The sequence below is a fragment of the Geminicoccus sp. genome (assembly GCF_036263595.1).
Classification (GTDB): Bacteria; Pseudomonadota; Alphaproteobacteria; order Geminicoccales; family Geminicoccaceae; genus Geminicoccus.
The window spans coordinates 12,088-33,873 of the sequence record NZ_DATAGQ010000154.1; the positions used below are offsets into that span (position 1 = coordinate 12,088).

The 21,786-nt window shown below is 65.2% G+C and carries 21 protein-coding genes; 13 read left to right on the top strand and 8 right to left on the bottom strand.

What is annotated here, in order from left to right:
• Positions 1–56 precede the first annotated feature (56 nt).
• From VHL31_RS16755 to VHL31_RS16775, 5 genes are read left to right on the top strand one after another with little or no spacing between them, the layout of a single operon-like run.
• Positions 57–920, top strand: coding sequence for an ABC transporter permease subunit (locus VHL31_RS16755; protein WP_329662379.1), 864 nt, complete (start codon positions 57–59; stop codon positions 918–920).
• A gap of 11 nt (positions 921–931) precedes the next feature.
• Entirely contained in the window at positions 932–2,026 is a 1,095-nt protein-coding gene (locus VHL31_RS16760) for a branched-chain amino acid ABC transporter permease (protein ID WP_329662380.1), read from the top strand.
• On the top strand, positions 2,023–2,748 hold the full coding sequence (locus VHL31_RS16765) for an ABC transporter ATP-binding protein (protein ID WP_329662381.1): 726 nt from the start codon (positions 2,023–2,025) through the stop codon (positions 2,746–2,748). Before VHL31_RS16760 ends, VHL31_RS16765 begins: the two co-directional genes overlap by 4 nt.
• On the top strand, positions 2,738–3,451 hold the full coding sequence (locus VHL31_RS16770; protein WP_329662382.1) for an ABC transporter ATP-binding protein: 714 nt from the start codon (positions 2,738–2,740) through the stop codon (positions 3,449–3,451). Before VHL31_RS16765 ends, VHL31_RS16770 begins: the two co-directional genes overlap by 11 nt.
• 37 nt (positions 3,452–3,488) lie before the next feature.
• Positions 3,489–4,475: an acetamidase/formamidase family protein gene (locus tag VHL31_RS16775; protein WP_329662383.1), complete on the top strand. Its 987-nt coding sequence runs from the start codon at positions 3,489–3,491 to the stop codon at positions 4,473–4,475.
• Here the strand turns inward: VHL31_RS16775 and VHL31_RS16780 are convergent.
• From VHL31_RS16780 to VHL31_RS16795, 4 genes are all read right to left on the bottom strand, one after another.
• Positions 4,465–4,992 (bottom strand): DUF6622 family protein, encoded by a 528-nt coding sequence (locus tag VHL31_RS16780; RefSeq protein WP_329662384.1) that lies wholly within the window; start codon positions 4,990–4,992, stop codon positions 4,465–4,467. The two genes, VHL31_RS16775 and VHL31_RS16780, sit on opposite strands and share 11 nt — an antisense overlap.
• 139 nt (positions 4,993–5,131) lie before the next feature.
• Positions 5,132–5,533: a DUF1398 domain-containing protein gene (locus VHL31_RS16785; RefSeq protein WP_329662385.1), complete on the bottom strand. Its 402-nt coding sequence runs from the start codon at positions 5,531–5,533 to the stop codon at positions 5,132–5,134.
• A 48-nt stretch (positions 5,534–5,581) separates the two neighbouring features.
• Positions 5,582–6,043 carry a MarR family transcriptional regulator gene (locus tag VHL31_RS16790; RefSeq protein ID WP_329662386.1) on the bottom strand — a complete coding sequence of 154 codons (462 nt, stop codon included), beginning with the start codon at positions 6,041–6,043 and terminating at the stop codon, positions 5,582–5,584.
• Between the two features lie 108 nt (positions 6,044–6,151).
• Positions 6,152–6,940 carry a glucose 1-dehydrogenase gene (locus VHL31_RS16795; protein WP_329662387.1) on the bottom strand — a complete coding sequence of 263 codons (789 nt, stop codon included), beginning with the start codon at positions 6,938–6,940 and terminating at the stop codon, positions 6,152–6,154.
• Between the two features lie 309 nt (positions 6,941–7,249).
• Here VHL31_RS16795 and VHL31_RS16800 point away from each other — a divergent pair, with 309 nt between their 5' ends.
• Both VHL31_RS16800 and VHL31_RS16805 read left to right on the top strand, forming a co-directional pair.
• Complete coding sequence (locus VHL31_RS16800) at positions 7,250–8,125, top strand: glutamine amidotransferase-related protein (protein WP_329662388.1); 876 nt, start codon at positions 7,250–7,252, stop codon at positions 8,123–8,125.
• 84 nt (positions 8,126–8,209) lie between these two features.
• A complete protein-coding gene (locus VHL31_RS16805; RefSeq protein WP_329662389.1) occupies positions 8,210–8,707 on the top strand; it encodes a GFA family protein in 498 nt (165 codons plus the stop codon).
• Positions 8,708–8,869: 162 nt separating this feature from the next.
• On the opposite strand, the gene mgrA is transcribed toward VHL31_RS16805, so the two are convergent.
• Positions 8,870–9,883, bottom strand: a complete 1,014-nt coding sequence (gene mgrA / locus VHL31_RS16810) for an L-glyceraldehyde 3-phosphate reductase (protein ID WP_329662390.1) — start codon at positions 9,881–9,883, stop codon at positions 8,870–8,872.
• Positions 9,884–10,123: 240 nt separating this feature from the next.
• Here mgrA and cysD point away from each other — a divergent pair, with 240 nt between their 5' ends.
• The 5 genes from cysD to VHL31_RS16835 all read left to right on the top strand — a co-directional run bounded on the left by cysD (position 10,124) and on the right by VHL31_RS16835 (position 16,060).
• Positions 10,124–10,918, top strand: a complete 795-nt coding sequence (cysD, locus tag VHL31_RS16815) for a sulfate adenylyltransferase subunit CysD (protein WP_329662391.1) — start codon at positions 10,124–10,126, stop codon at positions 10,916–10,918.
• 37 nt (positions 10,919–10,955) lie between these two features.
• Positions 10,956–12,818: an adenylyl-sulfate kinase gene (gene cysC / locus VHL31_RS16820; protein ID WP_329662392.1), complete on the top strand. Its 1,863-nt coding sequence runs from the start codon at positions 10,956–10,958 to the stop codon at positions 12,816–12,818.
• A 138-nt stretch (positions 12,819–12,956) separates the two neighbouring features.
• Positions 12,957–14,150, top strand: a complete 1,194-nt coding sequence (locus VHL31_RS16825; RefSeq protein ID WP_329662393.1) for a glycosyltransferase family 1 protein — start codon at positions 12,957–12,959, stop codon at positions 14,148–14,150.
• A 367-nt stretch (positions 14,151–14,517) separates the two neighbouring features.
• Positions 14,518–15,225: a tetratricopeptide repeat protein gene (locus tag VHL31_RS16830; protein ID WP_329662394.1), complete on the top strand. Its 708-nt coding sequence runs from the start codon at positions 14,518–14,520 to the stop codon at positions 15,223–15,225.
• Between the two features lie 82 nt (positions 15,226–15,307).
• A complete protein-coding gene (locus tag VHL31_RS16835; RefSeq protein WP_329662395.1) occupies positions 15,308–16,060 on the top strand; it encodes an SDR family NAD(P)-dependent oxidoreductase in 753 nt (250 codons plus the stop codon).
• Between the two features lie 91 nt (positions 16,061–16,151).
• Here the strand turns inward: VHL31_RS16835 and VHL31_RS16840 are convergent, their stop codons facing one another.
• The 3 genes from VHL31_RS16840 to VHL31_RS16850 all read right to left on the bottom strand — a co-directional run bounded on the left by VHL31_RS16840 (position 16,152) and on the right by VHL31_RS16850 (position 19,886).
• Positions 16,152–17,144: a hypothetical protein gene (locus tag VHL31_RS16840; protein WP_329662396.1), complete on the bottom strand. Its 993-nt coding sequence runs from the start codon at positions 17,142–17,144 to the stop codon at positions 16,152–16,154.
• A gap of 20 nt (positions 17,145–17,164) precedes the next feature.
• Positions 17,165–18,685, bottom strand: a complete 1,521-nt coding sequence (locus VHL31_RS16845) for an MBOAT family O-acyltransferase (RefSeq protein WP_329662397.1) — start codon at positions 18,683–18,685, stop codon at positions 17,165–17,167.
• 430 nt (positions 18,686–19,115) lie between these two features.
• Positions 19,116–19,886, bottom strand: coding sequence for an SDR family NAD(P)-dependent oxidoreductase (locus VHL31_RS16850; protein WP_329662398.1), 771 nt, complete (start codon positions 19,884–19,886; stop codon positions 19,116–19,118).
• 419 nt (positions 19,887–20,305) lie between these two features.
• On the opposite strand from VHL31_RS16850, the gene VHL31_RS16855 reads away from it, so the two are divergent.
• A complete protein-coding gene (locus tag VHL31_RS16855; protein WP_349262468.1) occupies positions 20,306–21,745 on the top strand; it encodes an extracellular solute-binding protein in 1,440 nt (479 codons plus the stop codon).
• Positions 21,746–21,786: the final 41 nt, after the last annotated feature.

Sequence of the window (21,786 nt, forward strand, 5' to 3'; positions counted from 1 at the left end):
CCCGGTGCCGCCGCCGGGCCCGCTTCCTCCTCGATCAGCGCACAGGGCAGGAACGGATGCTGCAGACCATTTCCTACCTCTACCAGGTCGCGGACGTGTTCGCCTTCCTGGTGCTCGCGGCAGCGGGACTGGCCATCATCTTCGGCATGATGGGCATCATCAACATGGCGCATGGCGAGTTCATTGCGGTGGGCGCCTATGTCACGACCTACTCCTACCAGGCAGGAGCGCCGCTGGTGCTTGGGATCCTGCTGGGCTCGGCCGCGGCCGGCCTGTTCGGGATCGCGCTGGAGCGGACGGTGGTGCGCCGGTTCTACCACCGCCCGATCGATTCACTGGTCGCCACCTGGGGCATCAGCCTGATCATGACCCAGGGCGCCCTGCTGTTGTTCGGGTCGGGCGCTCCCGGCGTGGGTACGCCGTTCGGCAGCGTCGCCGTCGCCGGCGGCTCGTTCTCCATCTACCGGCTGGTCCTCCTGCTGATCGCGGTGCTGGTCCTGGCCGGCCTCTATCTCGTCTTCATGAAGACCCGGTTCGGCGTGCATGCCCGGGCCACCATGCAGAACGCCGCCATGGCGCGCTCCCTGGGCGTGCCGGTCGACCGGGTCTATGCCGCGACCTTCGGACTGGGCGCTGCCCTGGCCGGGCTCGCTGGCGGCCTCTACGCGCCGACCATGACGCTCAGCCCGATGATGGGCGGCAGCTTCGTGATCGAAGCGTTCGTGACGGTCGTGGCGGGGGGCGCCGACGTGTTGGTGGGCACGCCGCCGGCCGCGATCGTCCTGGCGGTGATCAAGGCCACCGCGACCTCGTTCTACGGCCAAGTCTACGGCGTGATGGGCCTGCTGGTCGCGGTCTGCATCGTAGTCCGGGTCCTGCCCGACGGGTTCACCGGCTGGATGACCCGCCGCAGCACGTGAGGAAGCCGTCGATGAAGAACCTGCTCTCGCTCGTGAACGGGCCGCAGACCTTCGGGCAAGGCCGGACGTTCTGGTCGGCAGCCTTGCTTCTGCTGGTCGCCGCCCTCTTCTTCCCCTTGTTCGTCAGCAACTACACCGTCGGCAACGTCGCCTTCTTCGCCGTGTGGGTGTTCATGGCGCTGGGGCTGTCCCTGATCTGGGGCTATGGCGGCATGCTGAGCTTCGGCCAGACCGCCTTCTTTGGGATGGCCGGCTACAGCTATGGCGTGATCGCGATCAATTTCGGCCAGCAGTCGAACCTGACCTTCCTGTCGCTGATCCTGGCGCTGGTCATGGCAGGGCTGCTGGCGCTGCTGATCGGCTATTTCATGATCTACGGGCGGATCACCGGCGTGTTCGTCGGGATCGTGACCCTCTCGCTCACCCTCACGCTCGCCACCTTCGTCAACCAGACGGCCGGGCCGGAATGGCGGATCGGGCGGGCGCGGCTGAACGGCTATAACGGGATGACCAGGATCCCGCCGCTCTCGATCCCCTGGGTGGACGGCAAGCTCTACTTCGAGGGGACCGCCTTCTACTTCCTCGTGCTGGCCCTGCTGGTCGTGACATATCTGGGCCTGCGCATCCTCGTGAACTCGCGCTTCGGCAACGTGCTGGTCGCGATCCGCGAGAACCCGGACCGGGCGGAGTTGCTGGGCTACGACATCCGCCGCTACCAGCTAGCCGCCTTCGTGATCGGCAGCACGCTCGCGGGCTTGAGCGGGGCCCTCTACACCGCCTGGGGCCAGTTTATCGCACCGGCCTCGATGGCCCTCCCGGCCGCGGCCATGCCGATCATCTGGGTGGCGGTCGGCGGCCGAAAGGACCTGACCGCGACGATGGTCGGGACGCTCCTCGTGCTCTGGCTGTTCCAGAGCCTGATCGTGATCAGCCAGCAATATGCCCTGATCTTCATCGGTGCGCTCCTGCTGGTGACCATCCTGTTCACGCCCGGGGGCTACCTCGTCTGGCTGATGGAGCACTGGCAGGCCTACACGGAGCGGCGGCGCGAGCGGGCGGTACCCTTGCCGTCGGGTCGACCGGTTGCCGAGGGAGCCGCGGAATGACGGCACTCCTGCAAGCCAACGGCCTGGAAAAGCGCTTCGGCGGCCTGAAAGCCGTGGACGGCCTGTCCCTTGCCGTGGAGGAAGGCGAGTTGCACTGCCTGATCGGCCCGAACGGAGCCGGCAAGAGCACCTTCTTCAAGCTGATCCTGGGCCGCTACCCGCCCACTGCCGGCACCGTCCACTTCAAGGGCGAGGACATCACGAAACTCGTGGCCGCCGCCCGCGTGCGCAAGGGCATGAGCGTGAAGATGCAGGTGCCGGGCGTGTTCCCGCAACTGCCGGTCGTCCAGAACCTCACCATCGCCCTCCAGTCCCACTTCGGCGGGTCCGACCTGCCGCGCGAGGTGGAGCGCCTCCTGGCCTTCGTCGACCTGACGCGCGACGCCCGCAAGCTGGCGGGCAACCTGTCGCATGGGCAAAAGCAGTGGCTGGAGATCGCGATGGCGGTGGGCGTCACGCCGACGCTCCTGCTCCTGGACGAGCCCACGGCCGGCATGTCGCCGGAAGAGACCTGGAAGACCGGCGAGATGATCCTCAGCCTGAACAAGGGCGGCATGACGGTGCTGGTCGTCGAGCACGACATGGCCTTCGTCCGCCAGATCGCCAAGCGGGTGAGCGTGCTGCATTTCGGCAAGCTGTTCGCTCAAGGCGATATCGACACGATCACGAACGACGAAGCGGTCCAGGAAATCTATCTGGGTAAGGGCCATCATGCCCACTGAGATCCTGCTCGACATGAAGGATGTGCGGGCCGGCTACGGCTCCTCGCCGATCCTCCAGGGTGTCGACCTGCGCGTGCATCGCGGCGAGATCATCGCCGTGATCGGCCGCAACGGCGTCGGCAAGACCACCACCATGCGCTGCCTGATCGGCCAGCTCCCCGTCTGGCAGGGCAGCATCCACCTGCGCACGCGGGACATCACCGCGCTGCCGGCCGAAAAGCGCGCCCAGGCCGGCATCGGCTACATCCCGCAGGGCCGCGAGGTCTTTCCGCGCATGACCGTGGAGGAGAACCTGGCGGTCGGCGAGATGGTCAACGGGGCCGGCGGCCGCAAGCTGCACAAGCTGGTCTATGAGTACTTCCCGATCCTGGCCGAGCGGCGCCGCCAGGCGGCCGGCACCATGAGCGGCGGCCAGCAGCAGCAGCTGGCCATCGGCCGGGCGCTGATCGGCAACCCCGACCTCCTGCTCCTCGACGAGCCCTCGGAGGGCATCCAACCCAACATCGTCGACGAGATCTCGCGCATCATGATCAAGATCAACAAGGACCTGGGCACCACGATCCTGTTCGTCGAGCAGAACCTCGACATGATCATGGCGATGACCCAACGCTGCTACGTCATGGACAAGGGCCGCGTGACCGCCGAGCTCGCCTCGCACGACCTGACCGACCGGGACGTGGTGAAGCGGCACCTGCAGATCTGAACGCCTAAAGCCACCCGAACCCAAAAAGGCGACCGACATGAGCTGGCTGGAATCCTCCTTCATGGCCAGGCGCGGCGTGGCCGGCGGCAAGCCCGGCACGACCCACGAGCTGACCATGGAGAAGCAGGGCAAGTACCACTACGTCTACGGCCCCTATGTCGACCCGGTCCTCCATATCCAGCCCGGCGATATCGTGGTCGCCGAGACCCACGACGCCTTCGAGGGCAAGCTGAAGACCGAGCAGGACAAGCCGTCCGAGAAGCTGAACATGCCGTTCGGCAACCCGCAGAACGGCCCGATCCATGTCGCCGGTGTCGTGAAGGGCGACGTCATCGCCGTCCACATCCACGACATCGCCCCGCGCGGCCCGCAGCCGGTCGGCACCACCGTGCTGATGCACGGCTTCGGCGGCCTAGTCGCCACCAACAACACCGCCATGCTGCACGACCCGCTGCCGGAAATGGTCAGGAAGATGACCGTCGACCGCTCGGGCATCCAGTTCAACGAGAAGATCAAGCTGCCCTACGAGCCCTTCCTCGGCACGCTCGGCGTCTCGCCTGAGATCGAGGCCGTGAGCGCGGTCCAGCCGGACTACTGGGGCGGCAACATGGACCTGCCGGACATGGCGCCGGGGGCGGTCGCCTATTTCCCGGTGCACCACGAGGGCGGCTACGTCTATCTCGGCGACTGCCACGCCACCCAGGGCGACGGCGAGCTGGCCGGTGCGGCCATCGAGATGCCCGCCACCGTCACCATCCAGATCGACCTGATCAAGAACTGGCCGATCAAGTGGCCGCGCCTGGAGAACGAGGAGTTCATCATGGCGATCGGCAGCACCCGGCCGATGGAGGATGCCGCCCGGATCGCCTATTGCGAGCTGATCGACTGGATGGTGAAGGACTACGGCTTCGACAAGCTGGAGGCCTACCTGCTCCTGACCCAGGCCGGCCGCGTGCGCCTCGGCAACATGGTCGACCCCAAGTACACGCTGGGGGCGAGCATCAAAAAGTCGATCATCGGCTGACCGCGGGGCGGGAGCCGTGCGGTGCTGCCAGGTAGCCCCGAACATAGCTCCCGAACTTGCCCAGGAAGATGCCGGCGAACAGGCCGGACGCGCCGATGTCGAGCACACGGTAGGCAGGCTCCTGCAGCATGTCCGGCGCCATGGCGCCGATCACGCCGAAGGCGTACTTGACCACGAACGCGAGCAGGATGAGCGGCAGCACGGTAGGGTCGGTCGGCCGGTGGATGACGCCCTGCGCGCGATCGACGGTGAACGCCCTGCGGCGCAGGAGCAGGATACCGAGCACGATCCCGATGGCGAGCGCCAGCAGCCAGATGCCGAGGGTGTCTGGCCCGAACCCGTGGATCCGGTGGAGTTCGACCAGTCCCAGGCCGGTGAGAAGTGCTGGGAACAGGGCAAGCTCTCTGAGCGTGACCGTGACCGGCTTGCGGGCGCGCAGGCCGCGCGAGATTAGGTAGGCGAACAGCGCGTAGACCCACCAGGGCGTGTGCGCGAGGATCTGCACGATCCGGTCCATCGCTGAGGAACCCCTTACGGAGGTGCGAGGGCACGCCGGTGCTGCCGCTACCAGAGGCAGTTCTGGCCGCGAGGGATACTGGCGGCAGCAGACGGCCCGTTTCCGGCAGCCCGCTCGCGCGGCTTGCGCGTTCCGGGATTCATCTGGCCCCGGGAAACCACTCGACGTGGCTGTCGCCCGTGCGGCCGTAATACACGACCCGCTTGCCGCTCATGGAGACGAGATAGCCGACGCAGCCGGCGTCCAGGGCACGCTCGCAGAATGTCTGGTACTTGATGGCACCCGACTGCGCGGCCCGGACCGCGGCCTCGACGCCGGCAGCCGACAGCTCCCGCGCCGGCTGGACAGGGATGGCGCGGCTGGGCACCACCTCGGAGCTTCCATCAGGCAGGTAGTAGGTCTTCTCCGATCGTACGAGGTCGGCGTGATAGCGCTCGATCCCTACCTCGATCAGTTGCCGAACCACCTCGCCAAAGCTGATTCGCCCCTGGTCCGACGCCTCCGTGCAGGAATGCACCACTGTCTTCACATGAGCATCCATTGGCCTCTCCTCCTCAAAGGTGTGATGAACGCTGCTCCGAAAGAGCTTCTAGTCGTACGGCACTGATTTCAGACCCTGCCGACGAACGATCTCCCGCATGATCGCCTCGAGGCCTGCCCGATCCGCCGGATCCAGATGTCCGAAGAATTCCTCGTCGTTCCGGTCCGCCAGCGCCGATAGCTCGGGCACCAGAGCACGGCCACCGGCGGTCAGCGTCAGCGCCTGAAAGCGCCGGTCTTCCTTGTCGACCGACTTGGCCACCAGTTCCTTGTCGACCAGCCGATCGACCAGCTTGGAGATGGCACCCCTGGTCATCCCCAATCGCTCCGCAAGCATGCTCGGTACGACGCTGTCCTGGTCATACAGCTCACGCAGCACGACCCATTCCGCCACCGTCACGCCGAAGGTCGCGACCTTGAGGCTGAACGCCTGGGAGACCTGGTTGGATACGAAGCGCAGCCAGTAGCCGAGATGCGCTTCGAGGGCGCTGACGCATGGTCGTTGTTTCATGATCCGCCATCAGTTGACAAGGAAACTGACCCGAAGAAGTTTCCTTGTCAACTAATTTGCGGCGACGCCGGGTGTGGTTCCGGCGTCCAGTACGGAAGATCGAGGAAATCAGACGAACACCATGCCCCCATCGACCAGCAGCGATTGGCCGGTCATGAAGTCGGAATCCGGCGAGGCCAGGAACTTGGCGACGCCGACCAGATCCGTAGCGGTCGATGGACGGCCGAGCACCGCCAGGGCGGCCATGTCATGAAACGACTTGTCCTCCCCTTCGCTCAGTCCGTGCGCCTGGAAGCCCTTGTCGATCACCTTCCACATCTCGGTCCCGACCACGCCCGGACAGATCGCGTTGACGTTGATCCTGTCCTTGCCGAAGGCGCGGGCCGCCGCCTGGGTCAGCGCCACGACGCTCCACTTGCTGGCGCAGTAATGGGCGAGCGGGTCGTAGCCCTGCTTGCCGGCGATCGACGCCGTGTTGATGACCTTGCCGCCGCCGCCCTGCTCCAGGAAGACCTTGATCGCCTCCTGCATGCCGATGAGCACGCCCAGCCCGTTCACGTCCATGACGTTGTGCCAGTCCTCCTCGGTGATCTTGAGAAAGGGCTTCACCTGGGCGATGCCGGCATTGTTGAAGATCGCATCCAGCCGTCCATGCGCCTTCACCGCCGCCTGGATCATCGCCTGGACCTGCGCCCGGTCGCGCACGTCGGCGCCGACAGCGATGGCCGTTCCCCCGGCTCCGCGAATCTCTTCGACAACAGCCTGGGTCGACGCCTCGGTCAGGTCCGCCGCGGTGATTTTCGCACCTTCGGCCGCGAGGCCCTTGGCGATCTCGGCACCGATGCCACGCGCGGCGCCGGTGATCACGATGCTCTTGCCGTCGAGCTGATAAGGCATGCCCATCTCCCCTGATACCGGCCCGCCTCGTTGCTGGGCGTGCCCTGCCCCGTGGTGATGGCCAGAAAACGAAGGGGTGTCGAGGCGCGATGAGCCCCACCCACGTGCGGCATCCCCGGAACCGCGGACGCCGGGTGCGGGTTCGAGGCGCGGCCCTCTCGTCCCTGCGCATTCGGGCTCCATGGCCGGCTGCGGGCCGCTGAACGGCAAGGGCATGTGATCCCCGGCGCCCGATCGCGCGAACAAGGGAAGGCAGCCTCCCAGGAGGGGTGGCGGGCCGGGCACAGGCAGGAAAGGCATGACAGGCAGATGACGGCAGACCGCGGCCTGCGCTTTCTCGTGGTGGAGAGCGAATCGCCGAAGGCCAGGGAGGAGCGTCGGAACAGCGTCGGCACCAGCTCCGGCGAGACCTTCATCGACACCCTGACCGGTTTGTCGCCGGGCTGCCACTGCGACCGCATCGAGCTGGCGGGCGAACGGCGTGGGACCGCCGAGGACGCCGATCTCGCCTCCTATGATGGCGTGTTCCTGGCGGGCTCGCCGATCCATGTCTACGACGAGACGGAGGATGTACGCCGCCAGCTCGGCTTCATGCGGGCGATCTTCGCTTCCGGCACGCCCTCCTTCGGCTCCTGTGCCGGCGTGCAACTCGCCGCGGCCGCCGCCGGCGGCAGGGTCCGCGCCATCCCCAAGAAGCGCGAAGTGGGCTTTGCCCGGCGGATCTTCCGCACGGGCGCCGGTACCGACCACCCGCTGCTGGCCGGCCGCCCACCCGTCTACGATGCCCCGAGCGTTCATTCGGACGAGGTGGAATCCCTGCCGGACGGGTCGATCCTCCTCGCTTCCAACGCGACGAGCCGGGTCCAGGCCGTCGAGATCCGGCATGCCGGCGGCATCTTCTGGGGCGTGCAGTATCACCCGGAACTGACGCTCCAAGAGGTAGCCAAGGCGCTGGAGCGCGCCCAGGACGGGCTGATCCAAGACGGCTTTGCCGCGGACGAGGCCGCGCTTCGTCAGTATGCGGGAAAGATCGAGGCGCTTGCTCGGAACCCGGGCAGGTTGGACCTGGCCTGGCAGCTCGGTCTTGATCAGGAAGTCACCGACCCGGCCCGGCGGACCGTGGAGCTGCGCAACTTCATCGACCGGCTCGTCCGGCCGACCTGCTCCGCCCGCGGCCGCGCATGATTGGGCACGCATGGGATCGACGGCCCATAGGTGGCGGGGCATCCTGCGGTCCGCCTGGCACTGCGCAAGGGAGTTCCGCCAGCCATGCCTGTCACGCTTGAAGGCTCCTGCCGCTGCGGAGCCGTCCGGTTTTCCTGCGACAGCCATACGCCGCAGCCCTACCAGCGCTGCTACTGCTCGATCTGCCGCAAGACGGCCGGCGGCGGTGGCTATGCCATCAACCTCGGCGCGAGGACGGCCAGCCTGAAGCTGAACGACCCGCAAGGCGCCGTCCGGATCTTCCGGGCCCAGATCGAGCAGGAGGATGGCAGCTGCGAGCTGTCCACGGCCGAGCGCAATTTCTGCTCGCGCTGCGCCACGGCGCTGTGGCTGTTCTCGCCGGAATGGCCCGAGCTGTTGCACCCGTTCGCATCCGCGATCGACAGCGAGCTGCCGGTCCCGCCCTCGTCGGTGCACCTGATGCTCCGCTACAAGGCCAGCTGGGTCCATCCCGACATCAAGCTGGGGGACGCCACGTTCGATCTGTATCCGGAAGAATCGATCGACGCCTGGCATCGCAGCCGCGGTCTCTGGATCGCCTGATCGGTCTGTCGCGGGGAACAGATTTCGTGCGATACTGGGTGGTCGGGCCCCGGCCGTCCGCGGTGGGGCTCTTTGCTCCACCACGGACGTTTTTGCATGAACGAACCCGAGGAACCGTGCACTGGCAATGACTTGGCTGTCCGGCGCCCGGAATCGCCAGTGTCAGACCGCCGCCCCGGCTGGCGGAAGATGCTGCTGGATGCTCTGCAGGTCCTCGTCGCTCAGCGGCGGCGCGTTCAGCGCATCCAGGCTGTCGTCCAGCTGCGCCACGTTGCGTGCCCCGATCAGTGCCGAGGTGATCCTCGGGTCGCGCAGAACCCAGCTCAGCGCCATCTGGGCCAGGCTCTGGCCGCGGGCCTGGGCGATGTCGTTCAGCGAGCGGAGCCGCTGCACGACGGCGGGCGTGAGCCGTTCCGGCGTGAGCGAGGTGGTGGCGCGGGTGGCCCGGGACCCTGCGGGAACACCGTCCAGGTACTTGGCGCTGAGCATGCCCTGGGCCAGCGGCGAGAACACGATGCCGCCGATCCCCTCCTCGCCCAGGACGTCGAGCAGGCCACCCTCGGCAGTCCGGTCCAGCATCGAGTAGCGCGGCTGGTGGATCAGGCACGGCGTGCCCAGCTCGCGCAGGATCCGGGCGGCCTGGCGGGTCTGCTCGGGTCCGTAGTTGGAGATCCCGGCATAGAGCGCCCGGCCGCTGCGAACCGCCTGGTCGAGCGCGCCCATGGTTTCCTCCATGGGTGTGTCCGGGTCGGGACGGTGGCTGTAGAAGATGTCGACATAGTCCAGGCCCATCCGCCTGAGGCTCTGGTCGAGGCTGGCCAGCAGGTACTTGCGCGAGCCCTTGTCGCCATAGGGACCCGGCCACATCGTGTAGCCGGCCTTGGTGGAGATGATCAGCTCATCGCGGTAGCGGTGCAGATCGGTCGCCATGACCCGGCCGAAATTCTCCTCGGCCGAACCGGGTGGCGGCCCGTAATTGTTCGCCAGGTCGAAATGGGTGACGCCGCGGTCGAACGCCCGGCGCAGCACCGCCCGGCCCGTTTCATGGGCGTCGAACCCGCCGAAATTCTGCCAGAGTCCGAGGGAGATCGCGGGAAGCATCAGGCCGCTGCGGCCGCATCGCCGGAACCTTCCCCCCTCGTAGCGCCCGCTGCTTGCTGCCCATCGCTCGGCCATCCGATTCTCCTTCGCCCTTGCTACGCCGCTGAGCGCCTGCGCCCGAAGGCTCAAACTATGGCACGAATGCCTCCTGTCGATCCTGCCATGCGTAGGAGGGGGCAGCCATAGTGGATAGGAAGGTTGACCAGCGGCGGGATTTTGGCGCATGCCTCCGTCCGCATGTCGAGCACTCGGCCTCTCTGCTTCAGCAGCGAGGCGCGTAGCCATGTCTCGCTTTCATCGGATCATTCCAAGAACATGTCCCATCTCGACGAACTCGAAGCCGAGAGCGTCTACGTGCTCCGCGAGGCTTTCGCGAAGCTGGAGCGCCCGGCCATCCTCTGGTCCCTGGGCAAGGACAGCAACGTCGTCCTTTGGCTCACCCGGAAGGCATTCCTCGGGCACGTGCCGTTCCCCGTGATGCACGTCGACACGGGGAAGAAGTTCAAGGAGATGTACGAGTTCCGGGACCGCTACGCGAAAGAGTGGGGCCTGAACTTCATCCGCGAGGAATGCCCGCCGGTCGAGGCCACCGACCCGACCCTGCCGCCGGCAGCCCGCTCGGCCGCGCGCAAGACGCTGGGCCTGAAGGCAGCGCTCGCCAAGCACCAGTTCACCGGGCTGGTCGCCGGGATCCGGCGCGACGAGGAGGCGATCCGGGCCAAGGAGCGCTACTTCTCGCCGCGCAGCGAGGACGGCTCCTGGAACCTGAAGGACCAGCCGCCGGAAGTATTCGAGCATTACATGACGACCTTCCCGCCCGGCGTGCACGTCCGCATCCACCCGCTCCTGCATTGGACGGAGCTGGACATCTGGCGCTACACCAAGCGCGAGAGCATCCCGGTGATCGACCTCTACTTCGCCAGGAACGGCATGCGCTACCGCTCGCTGGGCGACGAGGACATCACCAAGCCGGTGCCGTCCACCGCGTCCACCATCGACGAGATCATCGCCGAGCTGGAGACCACCAAGGTCGCCGAACGGTCCGGCCGTGCCATGGACCACGAGGCCGAGGACAGTTTCGAGCGCCTGCGCGCGTCCGGCTACCTCTGAACCCGTCCCGAAGCTTCGCACCTCCCGGAACTCGAAGATGTCCGACCGCAGCGGTCAGAAACTCGCCATCGTCATCGTCGGCAGCGTCGATCACGGTAAGTCGACCCTGATCGGTCGCCTCATGCATGACACCGGCGCCCTGGCCGAGGGCAAGTTCGAGGCCCTCAAGGCCATGTCGACCAAGCGGGGCATGCCATTCGAGTGGGCGTTCGCGCTGGACGCCATGCAGGCCGAGCGCGACCAGGGCATCACCATCGACACCGCGCGGATCCGCTTCGCCACGAAGAAGCGCGAGTACATCATCATCGACGCGCCGGGCCACCGCGAGTTCCTGAAGAACATGGTGACCGGCGCCTCGGCGGCGGATGCCGCCCTGCTGCTGGTGGACGCGGACGAAGGCGTGCGCGAGCAGTCACGCCGGCACGCCTATCTCCTCCATCTGCTGGGCATTCGTCAGGTGGCGGTGCTCGTGAACAAGATGGACCTGGTGGACTACGACGCCGACCGGTTCGGCACGGTCGCCGAGGTCATCCGTGCCAACCTGATGGCACTGGGCATCGAGCCTGCGCGGATCATCCCGATCGCCGCGCGCGACGGTGAGAACCTGCTGGCCCGCAGCAGCCGGATGCTCTGGTACCAGGGCCCCGCCGTGGTCGACATGCTCGACGAGTTCGTGCCGCGGGCGCGGCCGACCGAAGCGCCGCTGCGGCTGCCCGTCCAGGACGTCTACAAGTTCGACCAGCGTCGCATCATCGCCGGGCGGGTCGAAAGCGGGCAGATCAAGGTCGGCGACCAGATCATGTTCTCGCCGTCCAACAAGACGGTGAAGGTCGCGTCGATCGAAGCCTGGAACGTGCCCGAGTTGCCGACCGAGGCATCCGCCGGGTCGGCCGTCGGCATTACCCTCGACGAGCAGATCTTCGTCGAGCGCGGCGAGGTGATCAGCCATCCCGATCGCGCGCCGATCCTGACCAACGTCTTCCGCGGCAAGCTGTTCTGGCTGTCGAGGAAGCCATTGGAGGTGGGACGCGTCTACACGCTCAAGCTCGCGACGACCGAAGCCCAGGTGACGGTCGAGAAGATCGACAAGGTGATCGACACGCAGGATCTGGCGGAGCGCCAGGTCGAAAAGGTCGAGCGGGACGAGGCCGCGGAAGTCATCTTCCGCTCCAGCCGTACCCTCGCCCTGGACGAGTACGAGACCGTCGCCGGCACCGGCCGGTTCGTGCTGGTCGACGACTACGTCACGGTCGCTGCCGGCCTCGTCTCCATGGAGGGGTACCCGGACCAGCGTCGCCAGCTGACGGTGCGGGCGACCGACGTCTATGCCGTGGGGCACGCGGTCCATCGCGAGGCCCGCGCCTTGCGCAATGGCCATGAGGGCGGCGTGCTCTGGCTCACCGGCCTGTCCGGCGCCGGCAAGTCGACCCTTGCGCTCGCCCTGGAGCGTGAGCTGTTCGCCAAGGGCTGGCAGGTTTATGTGCTGGACGGTGACAATGTCCGCTCGGGGCTGAACAAGGACCTGGGCTTCGGCCCGGAGGACCGTGCAGAAAACATTCGCCGGATCGGTGAGGTCGCTGCCCTGTTCGCCGATGCCGGATTCCTGGTGGTGACCTCGTTCATCTCGCCCTATCGCACCGACCGCCAGCGTGCCCGCGAGGCGGCAGGCGATCGCTTCCGCGAGATCTACGTCAAGGCATCGCTGGAATCCTGCGAGGCGCGCGATCCCAAGGGGCTGTATCGCAAGGCACGCGCCGGCAAGATCAAGGACTTCACTGGTGTGCAGGCCCCGTATGAGGAGCCGGAGCATCCGGACGTGGTCGTCGAAACCGACCGGCAAAGCGAGGCCGAGTGCATCGGCACCCTCATGACGTTCGTCCGCAGCGAGTTCGGCATCTAGGCCCTTCCTTGCCTGGGAAGCTGCCGGTTACAGGCCCGCGAGGGGCGGGACGGGTCGTGGAACCACACGGCGCTTCCTCATATTGTTGTGCATTGCAGCAGCTCTGATGGGGTCGAGTGCAGGATGCGGATAGCCGTGATGATGCGTCATGCCACCGAGGATGGTGGCACAGGCACCTACACGCGCGAACTCGTACAGAGGCTGCTTCGGCAAGGAAGTGACGTAGACTTCGACCTTCTGCTGGACGATCCGGCCCACATGGGGGAGTGGGACGGCTACGCGAACGCTCGGCCGGTCGTCCTCAAGGCGAACGGCCGGCTCGCCTGGGACCAGTGGGCCGTGCCGACCTACTGCAACGCGGCCAAGGTCGACGTCATCTTCAATCCCAAGCACTCGATGCCGATGCTGGCCACGGCGCCGTGCGTGTTCGTGCTGCACGGTGCCGACTGGTTCGTGGTGCCCGAGAACTATGGCCGGGGCTTGCGTGCCTATCAGGCGGTGGCGCTGCCCCTCTATCTGCGCAAGGCGGCCTACACGATCAGCGTATCCGAGGAGAGCAGGCAGCGCCTCATTGCACGCTATCCTTTCTGCGGTGCCTGCTCCGGGACCGTACATCATGGCGTATCCCCTCGTTTCGCACCGGTCACGGATCGTCGCCATCTCGAGGAAGTGCGGATGCGCTACGCCCTGCCCGAGCGCTTTGTCCTCTATCTCGGCCTGATCTACCGGCAGAAGAATGCGGCCGGACTTCTCGAAGCCTTCAGGCAGCTCCTGCCTTCGATACCCCACGATCTGGTGCTGGCTGGCCGGCCGGCGTTTGGTGGCGAGCGCGACCTCGGCTTGTTGAACGACCCGGCGCTGGCCGAACGGGTGCACCGTCCCGGATGGATTGCCGAGGAGGATCTCCCCGCCCTTCTCTCGTTGGCGGAGCTGTTCGCCTTCCCTTCGCACTACGAAGGCTTCGGCATCCCGTTGCTGGAGGCCATGGCCTGCGGTACACCGGTCGTCACGTCGACCGGCGGAGCTTGTCCCGAAGTAGTCGGCGATGCTGCCCTGACGGCAGACCCCGCGGATCCTGGGATGATCGCACGGGCCATGCACCAGGTGCTGACAGATCCCTTCCTGGCTCAGGAACTGAGCCGGCGCGGCATCGAGCGCGCCACGCTGTTCAACTGGGAAACGGCGGCCGCACGCACACTCACGGTTCTCTCCGCCGTCGGACGTCACCGCGCACCTGACCTGTCGCCGCCACCCGGCTTGGCGCCGTCCATGCCACCGCGCCCAATGGTCCCGGTTCGGGACACGAGGATCGCTTTTCCTGCCAGCAGTTGATGCAAGATATGGTTTGGGACGGTGAGATCGGTCCGACGGCAGGAAGGTGACATCTTTTTGGTCGTGCCGGGGCAGCCGGCGCTCGCATTTCGAGCAAGAGACACCGCGACATGGTCAGGCGGATCGAGCGGGAGAACCTGCCAAGGCTATCCTTGCATCAATGCTGGTCGGAGCGAGTACAAGAACATCCGCCACATGGGCGCAGGGCCGCCTCCGCTCACCGTGGTGGCGTACCCGAGAGCCGATGGCACGCTTGCCAAGAAGCTGATCTTCCTGCCAGTGCTCATGCGTACCGGACCCGCATTGCGTCGGGGCTGGAAGCCGTTCCCGACATGGAACATCCACGGCAGGCCCGGCCATACGCTGCATGAGCCAGAAGCACATACCACTGCTGCGTGAAGCCCAGGTTGCTCTCGGGGCAGGTCAGGCCGGCAGGGCCGTTCGCCACCTGCGTCAGGCATTGCAGTACCGTCCTGCCGATCCGGACGTCTTGTCGCTCCTGGCTGTGGCCCTGTTCGAGGCAGGCGAGCCAGCAGCAGCCCTGGAGGCGGCCCGACGTGCGACGGTGGCCGGCCCGGCCTCTGCAAGGGCACACTACAATCGTGCCGTCCTGCTGCGGCGGACAGGAGATCCCGAAGCCGCACTGGAGGAATTGGCCCAGGTGCTGGAACTGGCGCCCGATCATCCGGCGGCGCGGGTCGAGCAGGCGCAGTCGCTGGTTGAACTCGGCCGCCTTCTTCCGGCTGTCCGGGCGCTTGCCGATCATCGGCGGACGTTTCCAGACGACGTGGAGGCCGTCCGTGATCTGGCCATCTTCGCCGAGCGGGCCGGCGACTGGGCCACCGCTGCCGATGCTTGGGCGGCATTGGCAGGAAAGGGTTCGGACTCTGGAGAGGCTGAGATCCGGTTGGTCGCGGTGCTCGCCGAGCAGCACGGATCCGCTGCCGCGTCGACGCGTGTCGGCCCGCGGGAAGCGGACCGACCACAGCTTCGACATGCCCTGGACAAGGCCCTCAGTCATGCCGGACGCGGCATGCTCCGACTCAGGCCACAGCAAACGACCAACAGCCGATAGGCGGACCAGCACAAGGAGAGATGTTCCTTGCAGTGGAAGCGGCTAAGAGGAGTTGTCTGCTTCCCAGCACAGCAAGGTTCAAATGGGCTCGTTCGACAGGCTTTTCAGGCTGGATGGTGCCGGTGCGGTGGTGACAGGTGGTGCCAGCGGCATAGGTCTGGCGACTGCACAAGCGCTTGGTGACGCGGGTGCGAGGGTTACGGTCCTGGATCAGCGTGAACCGCGTCACACACAGCACGCCACTGGCTTGTCCGCCATGTCCGTCGACATTTCCGATCCCAGCGCCGTTGCCGCGGCCTTCGGCCAAGTGGCGACGCACCATCCTATCGATATCCTCGTCAACTGCGCCGGCATCGCCATCCGCAAGCCGGCGGTGGATCTGCCCATGGAAGACTGGGACAAGGTTGTCTCGGTCAACATGACCGGGAGCTTCGTGTGTGCACGGGAGGCGGCCCGGCACATGATCGCGGCCGGCCGGAGCGGCGCGATCGTGAATGTCGCATCGATCATGGGCTTGTCCGGCGGCATCTACCCGAACATCTCGTACCAGACGACGAAGGGTGCCATCGTGAACATGACGCGGGCGCTTGCGATCGAATGGGCGCCGCACGGCATTCGCGTGAACGCGGTGGCACCTACCTATGTACGTACGCCGTTCATCGCTGCCCTGCTCGAACAGCCTGACGTGGTGCAGCGCATCGAGGACATGACGCCGATGCGCCGGATCGCCGAGCCGGAAGAAGTTGCCGCTGCGATCCTATTTCTTGCCAGTCCCGCTGCTGGCATGATCACTGGTCATACCTTGCCGGTCGACGGCGGCTATCTGGCCCAGTAGGCCAGCCCAGCCAGCAAGGAACCGGCGAGGGATGCCATCCTTCCGAGCTGGCGCTCACCTACCCCGACAAGGCTGCCGGACGGCCGTCAGCTCACGGCAGACCCGCCTGCCGAAGATCTTGGATCAGCCGCTCGGTCATCAATGCCTGGCCCCGCTCGTTCATGTGGAAACTCGTGTCATAGACATCCTGTGCGTCCACCATCGACCGGCTTGGTTCTCCGATGACAGGCACACCCAGGTCGCTCCAGAACAGTTGCAGGTCGGCAAACAGGGCCGCGGCAGCAGGCCCGGTATACTCCTTGCGGCGCAGTGTCGGCGGCCAACCCGCCATTACCGTCACGCCTTTGGCACGTTGATCCGCCACGAAACGTGCAACGGCAGTGGCACCGATCGAGCTACGATTCAGGCGTGGAAAGATCTGATTATCCGCTTCGACCCTTGCACGCATTGCAGGAGTGATGTTGGCAGCAAGGTTGCCGCGTTCGCTGCCATAACGGTCAATGTTCTGCGCCCGATAAGGTCCAGGGATATTGCCGAGCGGAGCATGCTTACAGTTGGCGAGATTATTGCCGATGGCCCGCCACAGCAGGTGCAGATCGTATTGCGAGACATAGGCTGACCAAAGGCTTGCCGGCATTCGCCACCAGAAGCTCTTGTCGTGGAATGAGCTGTAGAAGACTGGCAGCACCGTGAAGGGAAGAGTGGTCCGGAACAGCGGGTATTCCACGATCAGCAGAACCGTGTCGCCAGGGCGCGTAGCACGATCCGCCCGGTCGAGCAGGTAGGTGAGGTCCAGCCCGGCATGAGTACCATAATTGAAGGTTTGGACACCTAGCGCCTCCGAGATCCGGCCCGCATCGAAGCCGAAGTGCACGGACGAACCGCCGACAAGAATGAGCCTTGGGCTTTCGATAGCCGCAAGATCGCGATCCTTGCGCACGTAGAGGTCACGGACCCAGCCGATATCGTTGTTCGGATAGAGGTACGGCTTGATCGGCGGGATCGCAAACCAGAGGACGAAGAGGGCGGCCATCAGCACAGGCATGCTGACCAGCAGCCAGAGAAGGAAGTAGCGCGCCGCCATGCCGGACGTTCGGGCCATCGTCAGAACTGGAAGTAGAGAAACGGGGACGGCGCGCTCGTGGCCATCGACAGGACAGCAAACAGCAGGATGAACGCGGTCGCCACCGCCCAGCCCGGGGTGAGCCGCCAGCCGAAGCGCAAGGTTCCGGCCGAGCGGCCTCCCCCGCCAATTCCACCCATCGTCCCCGTGCGACCCTCGAAACGGTAGGGCGCATAGCGCCGCATGATCTGAAAAGTGTTAGGCGCCGCGAAGAGAATCGCCAGCAGCACCAGAAGATGTAGCCAGGTCTGCCCGACAGTCGTGAAGAGCTTGTCGCTGCCGCCAAGGCCGGCCATTGCTTGCAGGATGGTCCCGGCAACATCGAGGCTGGAAGCACGGAAGATGACCCAGCCGATCACGATCAGAACGAACGTGAACAGTGTGGAGAGTATAACGGCCCAACGCATCCGGAGAATGCGCTCCAGTGGGCTGCCGGTGACGAGGCCACGCCAGAAGTGGTTCACGACAAGATAGAATCCGTGAAGCGCGCCCCAGGCAACAAACGTCCACCCTGCCCCGTGCCAGAGGCCGCCGATCAGCATGGTGATCATCAGGTTGACGTAGCGGCGACGGGCACCGGCACGGTTGCCGCCAAGAGGCTTGTAGATGTGGTCCGCCAGAAACCGCGACAGCGAGATGTGCCACCGGCGCCAGAACTCGATCACCGAGCCGGCCTTGTAAGGCGACCAGAAGTTCACGGGCAGGCGAAACCCGATCATGTGGGACAGGCCGACTGCCATGTCCGAATAGCCGCTGAAGTCGAAATAGAGCTGAGCGGTGTAGGCAAGAGCACCCAGCCAAGCGCTGACGGCATCGGGGGAGGATCCATTCGCGACACCGCCGAACAACGTGTCCGCGTAGGGCGCCACGCCATCGGCCAGCACGACCTTCTTGAAGAGGCCGATCCCGAAAATGGCGAGGCCTACCAGTAGGCGGGTCAGTTCGAACCGGAACGGGCGGTCCTTCCAGAACTGCGGGATCACATCCTTGTGCAACAGGATCGGTCCGGCGATCAGATGGGGAAAGTAGGTGACGAACAGAAAGTACTCGTGCGGACGGTAGCTCCTGGTCTCGCCGCGCCAGCAGTCCGTCAGGTAGGCGATCTGGGTGAAGGTGAAGAAGGAGATGCCCACCGGCAGCGAGATGTCTGGCAGGGGAATCGGGATGCCAGTTGCTAGCGCGACGTTCGCCAGGACGAAGTCCGCGTACTTGAACCAGGCGAGCAAGAGCACGTCCACGCCGACGCCGAACGCCAGCAGCCGACCGCTGCTCAGGCCGAGGCCCGCCCGACGCGAGATGAGCGTACCCACGACAAAGTTGAATATGATCGAACCCAGCAGGAGGGGCAGGTGCTCGGAGTCACCCCAGCCATAGAAGATCAGGGACGCCACCCCCAACCAGATCAGCGCCCACCGCTTCGGCAGGAAGTGGCCCAGCAGATAGTAGGCCAGCAGCACCACCGGCATGAAGCCGAAGATGAAGATGAAGGAATTGAACAGCAAAACCGGAGATCCCGTCGGCGCTTGCGGCCTGGCGGCCACTCTCGGCCATGGCGCGTCGATGTGCTGCCGGAAAAGGAACCAGCGGCGACACGGTTCGTCAACGGGCGGAGGAACATCCTCCCCAGGGCAAGCTAGGCTGTGCGCCGCTGCCGCTGAGCGGAGTAGCACCAAACCGGAACAGCGAGACTTCCCTTCTGGCGGGAGAAATGGAGCCTATCAGCTCGCAGGCAGTGGAGCTGCATCGGGCCGAGAAGGCCACCAGCTCTCAAAGTAGATCCTGCGAGCGGACGATGCCTGGAGCCTGCATATCGTGCCTCACCCAAGGGTCCGCACCTGAGCCTTGGCTTCCGGCGAGATGGGTCAGGAGTTGTTCGGCACCATCTCGCCGGCGGCCATGTATGCTACGTGCTGCGTGGGGCGCTCGTCGGTCTCACCATACCGTATAACCAGCATCCGCGACCAGGACGTGGCCGGTCACCAGGGATGATGCGTCGCTCGCCAGGAAAAGGACGCAAGCTGCGATCTCCGGCGGCTGGCCCACCCGTCCCATCGGGGTCATATCCATCCAGATCTTGTACCAGTCGGCCTTGTCCATTCCTGGCTTGGTCATCGCTGTCTCGATGTAAGTCGGCGCTACCGCATTGACCCGCACGCCCCGCTTGGCCCACTCGCCCGCCAGCGACTTGGTCAGGTGGTGCACACCCGCTTTGGCAGCATTGTAGTGCACCTGCGGTTGGGGATAGTTCGAGATAATGCCGCTCATCGAGCCGATGTTGACGATCGAGCCTTTTCCGGCGTCGAGCATGTACTTGCCGAACGCGCGATTGGTGTAGAAGACGCCGTTCAGGTTGATGTCGACCACCTTGTGCCACTGCTCATCGGACATGAGCTCGCCCGGGGAGTTGAGGGCGATACCGGCGTTGGCCACCGCGATGTCCACGCGTCCGTACTTCTGGACAACCGCATCGGCACAGGCCGTCACGGCCTTGCTATCGGTTACGTCCAGTTGGTGGAGTTCCGCCTCGTATCCCTTGGCCTGCAGCGCCGCCAAGCCTTCTGCGCCCACGTTCGGGTCGATCTCGGCGATCACGACCTTTGCGCCGAACTCCGCCAAGGCCATCGCGGTCTGTAGGCCGATATTGCGACCCCCGCCCGTTACCACCGCGACCCGATCGCTCAGGTCGAACAGCGCTTTGTACATCGTCACCTCTTCTTCTCGGCAAGATCCCGTGCTGCGGCAGAGACCTCTGACCGGCCGGAGCCAGGGTTCTTCCGTCGCGGATCTCTCGACCGCCGAAGAACGTTTCATCGAGCTGCCAGCACTCCCCACATGCACGGAGATACGAGGGGTGACAGCTGGTTGGCAACGGGTCGTTCGGCACGAGGGCGTTGTGGAGTGGGGCCACGCAGGATCACCCTTGAACCCCAGAGGAGCTGGAAACCTGCCCTTCTCCTTCAGGAACTGCTGATTCATCAAGGGCTTCTCCCGGGCAGGCGACGACAGGCTGCCCACACCTGCCACTTGAAACCGCTTGACCCCCTTGTTGCGGTTGAGCGAACGTCCGGCCACTGTTACTGGAGGCGCCCGCTCGATGGTTGCGGGTCATTCTAGGGGGGTTCATGAAAAGACGCGTTCTTCTGACTGCTTCGGCAGCGGCTGCCTTGCTCGCTACAACGCGCATGCCAGCATTCGCCGACGATGCCTTCTGGGCGAAAGCCGGCGAGCCCTACAAGGGCATTACGCTACGCGGCGTCTCCGAAAGCACACCGTCCTCGAACTGGGCGAAGGACGTCATCGCGAAGGAATTCACGGAGAAGACCGGGATCGAGATTCAGTTCGAGACGACATCCTGGGACCAGATGTACGACAAGGCGATCAAGGACATGGAGGCCGGCTCCGGCATCTATGACTTCGTCTACATCGAGCAGGACATCATCTATTCGTACCTGTCGCGCGACTTCCTGGTCAACATCACGCAGACGTTGAAGGACAAGCCGGATCTTGCCGCGCCGACCTTCAACATGGAAGAGTTCACGACCTTCATCGAGTACTTCAAGGGCAAGGACGGCGACCTGTTCGGCGTGCCGATGGAAGCGTTCATCAAGCCGTACCTCTACCGAGCCGACCTGTTTGCCGATGCGGCAGTCAAGGAAGCATTCAAGGCCAAGTATGGCTGGGACCTTGCTCCGGCCACCGATCACAAGCAGTATCGCGAGATCGCGGAGTTCTTTACCCAGTACGGCCAGGACAATGATCTTGAGCTGTGGGGCACCACGGTACAGGCCAGTTCCGGTCATCCCGCCTCCTTCTACGAGTTCGTCGAGTCGATCGCGCCGACCTTCGGCGTCTACAACTGGGGCCTGAACACCGAGACCTGGGCCGCGACCGTCGCGAATGGCGGCACCATGAACAGCGACAAGGCCAAGGCCGCGCTGACTTGGTGGATCGGTAATCTGCAGTATGCGCCGCCGGAATCGACCTCTTCGACTTGGGACGAGGTGGCCGCATCTTTCTCCGCGGGCCGTGCCGCGCAGGCGCTGGTCTATGGCGAGAACGCGGCGTGGATCGCCACTGACGAGAACAAGTCGACGGTGGTGGGCAAGGTCGGCGTGGCGCTGCCACCGCTGGAGCCGGGCGTCCTGGAAGAGGCCGAGTCCGGCAATGGCTATATCGGCTACTATGACGGTGGCGCCTATGGCATTCCGCATTCCTCCAAGAACAAGGAAGCGGCTCTGCTCTGGCTGCAGTACTACAGTCAGGCCTCGGTGCAGACCGACTGGGCGGTGAACGCAGCGCGTGTGACGCACAAGGCAACCTACGATGATCCGCGCGTTCAGGAGCAGGACACCAAGACCAACGGCTACTACTCGCTGATGCGCGACAAGGGTCACCTCTTCGGTGGTGCGCCGAACTTCCCGTTCCATGGCCAGCTGCGTGAGGCGATCGCGCCCTACTTCTATGACGCGATCACCGGCAAGCTGACTCCGGATCAGGCGCTCGACCAAGCGGCCGCTCGGGCCGAGGAAGAGCTGACCCGCCTGGGCTATCGTAAGGCCTGAGCCTTCGGCCTGGTCCGGATCACCAGGATCCGGACCAAGTC

Excerpts from the sequence above, each read along its gene's own strand:
- VHL31_RS16755 (WP_329662379.1), top strand. The coding sequence starts at position 57 with ATGCTGCAGACCATTTCCTACCTCTACCAGGTCGCGGACGTGTTCGCC.
- VHL31_RS16760 (WP_329662380.1), top strand. The coding sequence starts at position 932 with ATGAAGAACCTGCTCTCGCTCGTGAACGGGCCGCAGACCTTCGGGCAA.
- VHL31_RS16765 (WP_329662381.1), top strand. The coding sequence starts at position 2,023 with ATGACGGCACTCCTGCAAGCCAACGGCCTGGAAAAGCGCTTCGGCGGC.
- VHL31_RS16770 (WP_329662382.1), top strand. The coding sequence starts at position 2,738 with ATGCCCACTGAGATCCTGCTCGACATGAAGGATGTGCGGGCCGGCTAC.
- VHL31_RS16775 (WP_329662383.1), top strand. The coding sequence starts at position 3,489 with ATGAGCTGGCTGGAATCCTCCTTCATGGCCAGGCGCGGCGTGGCCGGC.
- VHL31_RS16780 (WP_329662384.1), bottom strand. The coding sequence starts at position 4,992 with ATGGACCGGATCGTGCAGATCCTCGCGCACACGCCCTGGTGGGTCTAC.
- VHL31_RS16785 (WP_329662385.1), bottom strand. The coding sequence starts at position 5,533 with ATGGATGCTCATGTGAAGACAGTGGTGCATTCCTGCACGGAGGCGTCG.
- VHL31_RS16790 (WP_329662386.1), bottom strand. The coding sequence starts at position 6,043 with ATGAAACAACGACCATGCGTCAGCGCCCTCGAAGCGCATCTCGGCTAC.
- VHL31_RS16795 (WP_329662387.1), bottom strand. The coding sequence starts at position 6,940 with ATGCCTTATCAGCTCGACGGCAAGAGCATCGTGATCACCGGCGCCGCG.
- VHL31_RS16800 (WP_329662388.1), top strand. The coding sequence starts at position 7,250 with ATGACGGCAGACCGCGGCCTGCGCTTTCTCGTGGTGGAGAGCGAATCG.
- VHL31_RS16805 (WP_329662389.1), top strand. The coding sequence starts at position 8,210 with ATGCCTGTCACGCTTGAAGGCTCCTGCCGCTGCGGAGCCGTCCGGTTT.
- mgrA (WP_329662390.1), bottom strand. The coding sequence starts at position 9,883 with ATGGCCGAGCGATGGGCAGCAAGCAGCGGGCGCTACGAGGGGGGAAGG.
- cysD (WP_329662391.1), top strand. The coding sequence starts at position 10,124 with ATGTCCCATCTCGACGAACTCGAAGCCGAGAGCGTCTACGTGCTCCGC.
- cysC (WP_329662392.1), top strand. The coding sequence starts at position 10,956 with ATGTCCGACCGCAGCGGTCAGAAACTCGCCATCGTCATCGTCGGCAGC.
- VHL31_RS16825 (WP_329662393.1), top strand. The coding sequence starts at position 12,957 with ATGATGCGTCATGCCACCGAGGATGGTGGCACAGGCACCTACACGCGC.
- VHL31_RS16830 (WP_329662394.1), top strand. The coding sequence starts at position 14,518 with ATGAGCCAGAAGCACATACCACTGCTGCGTGAAGCCCAGGTTGCTCTC.
- VHL31_RS16835 (WP_329662395.1), top strand. The coding sequence starts at position 15,308 with ATGGGCTCGTTCGACAGGCTTTTCAGGCTGGATGGTGCCGGTGCGGTG.
- VHL31_RS16840 (WP_329662396.1), bottom strand. The coding sequence starts at position 17,144 with ATGGCGGCGCGCTACTTCCTTCTCTGGCTGCTGGTCAGCATGCCTGTG.
- VHL31_RS16850 (WP_329662398.1), bottom strand. The coding sequence starts at position 19,886 with ATGTACAAAGCGCTGTTCGACCTGAGCGATCGGGTCGCGGTGGTAACG.
- VHL31_RS16855 (WP_349262468.1), top strand. The coding sequence starts at position 20,306 with ATGAAAAGACGCGTTCTTCTGACTGCTTCGGCAGCGGCTGCCTTGCTC.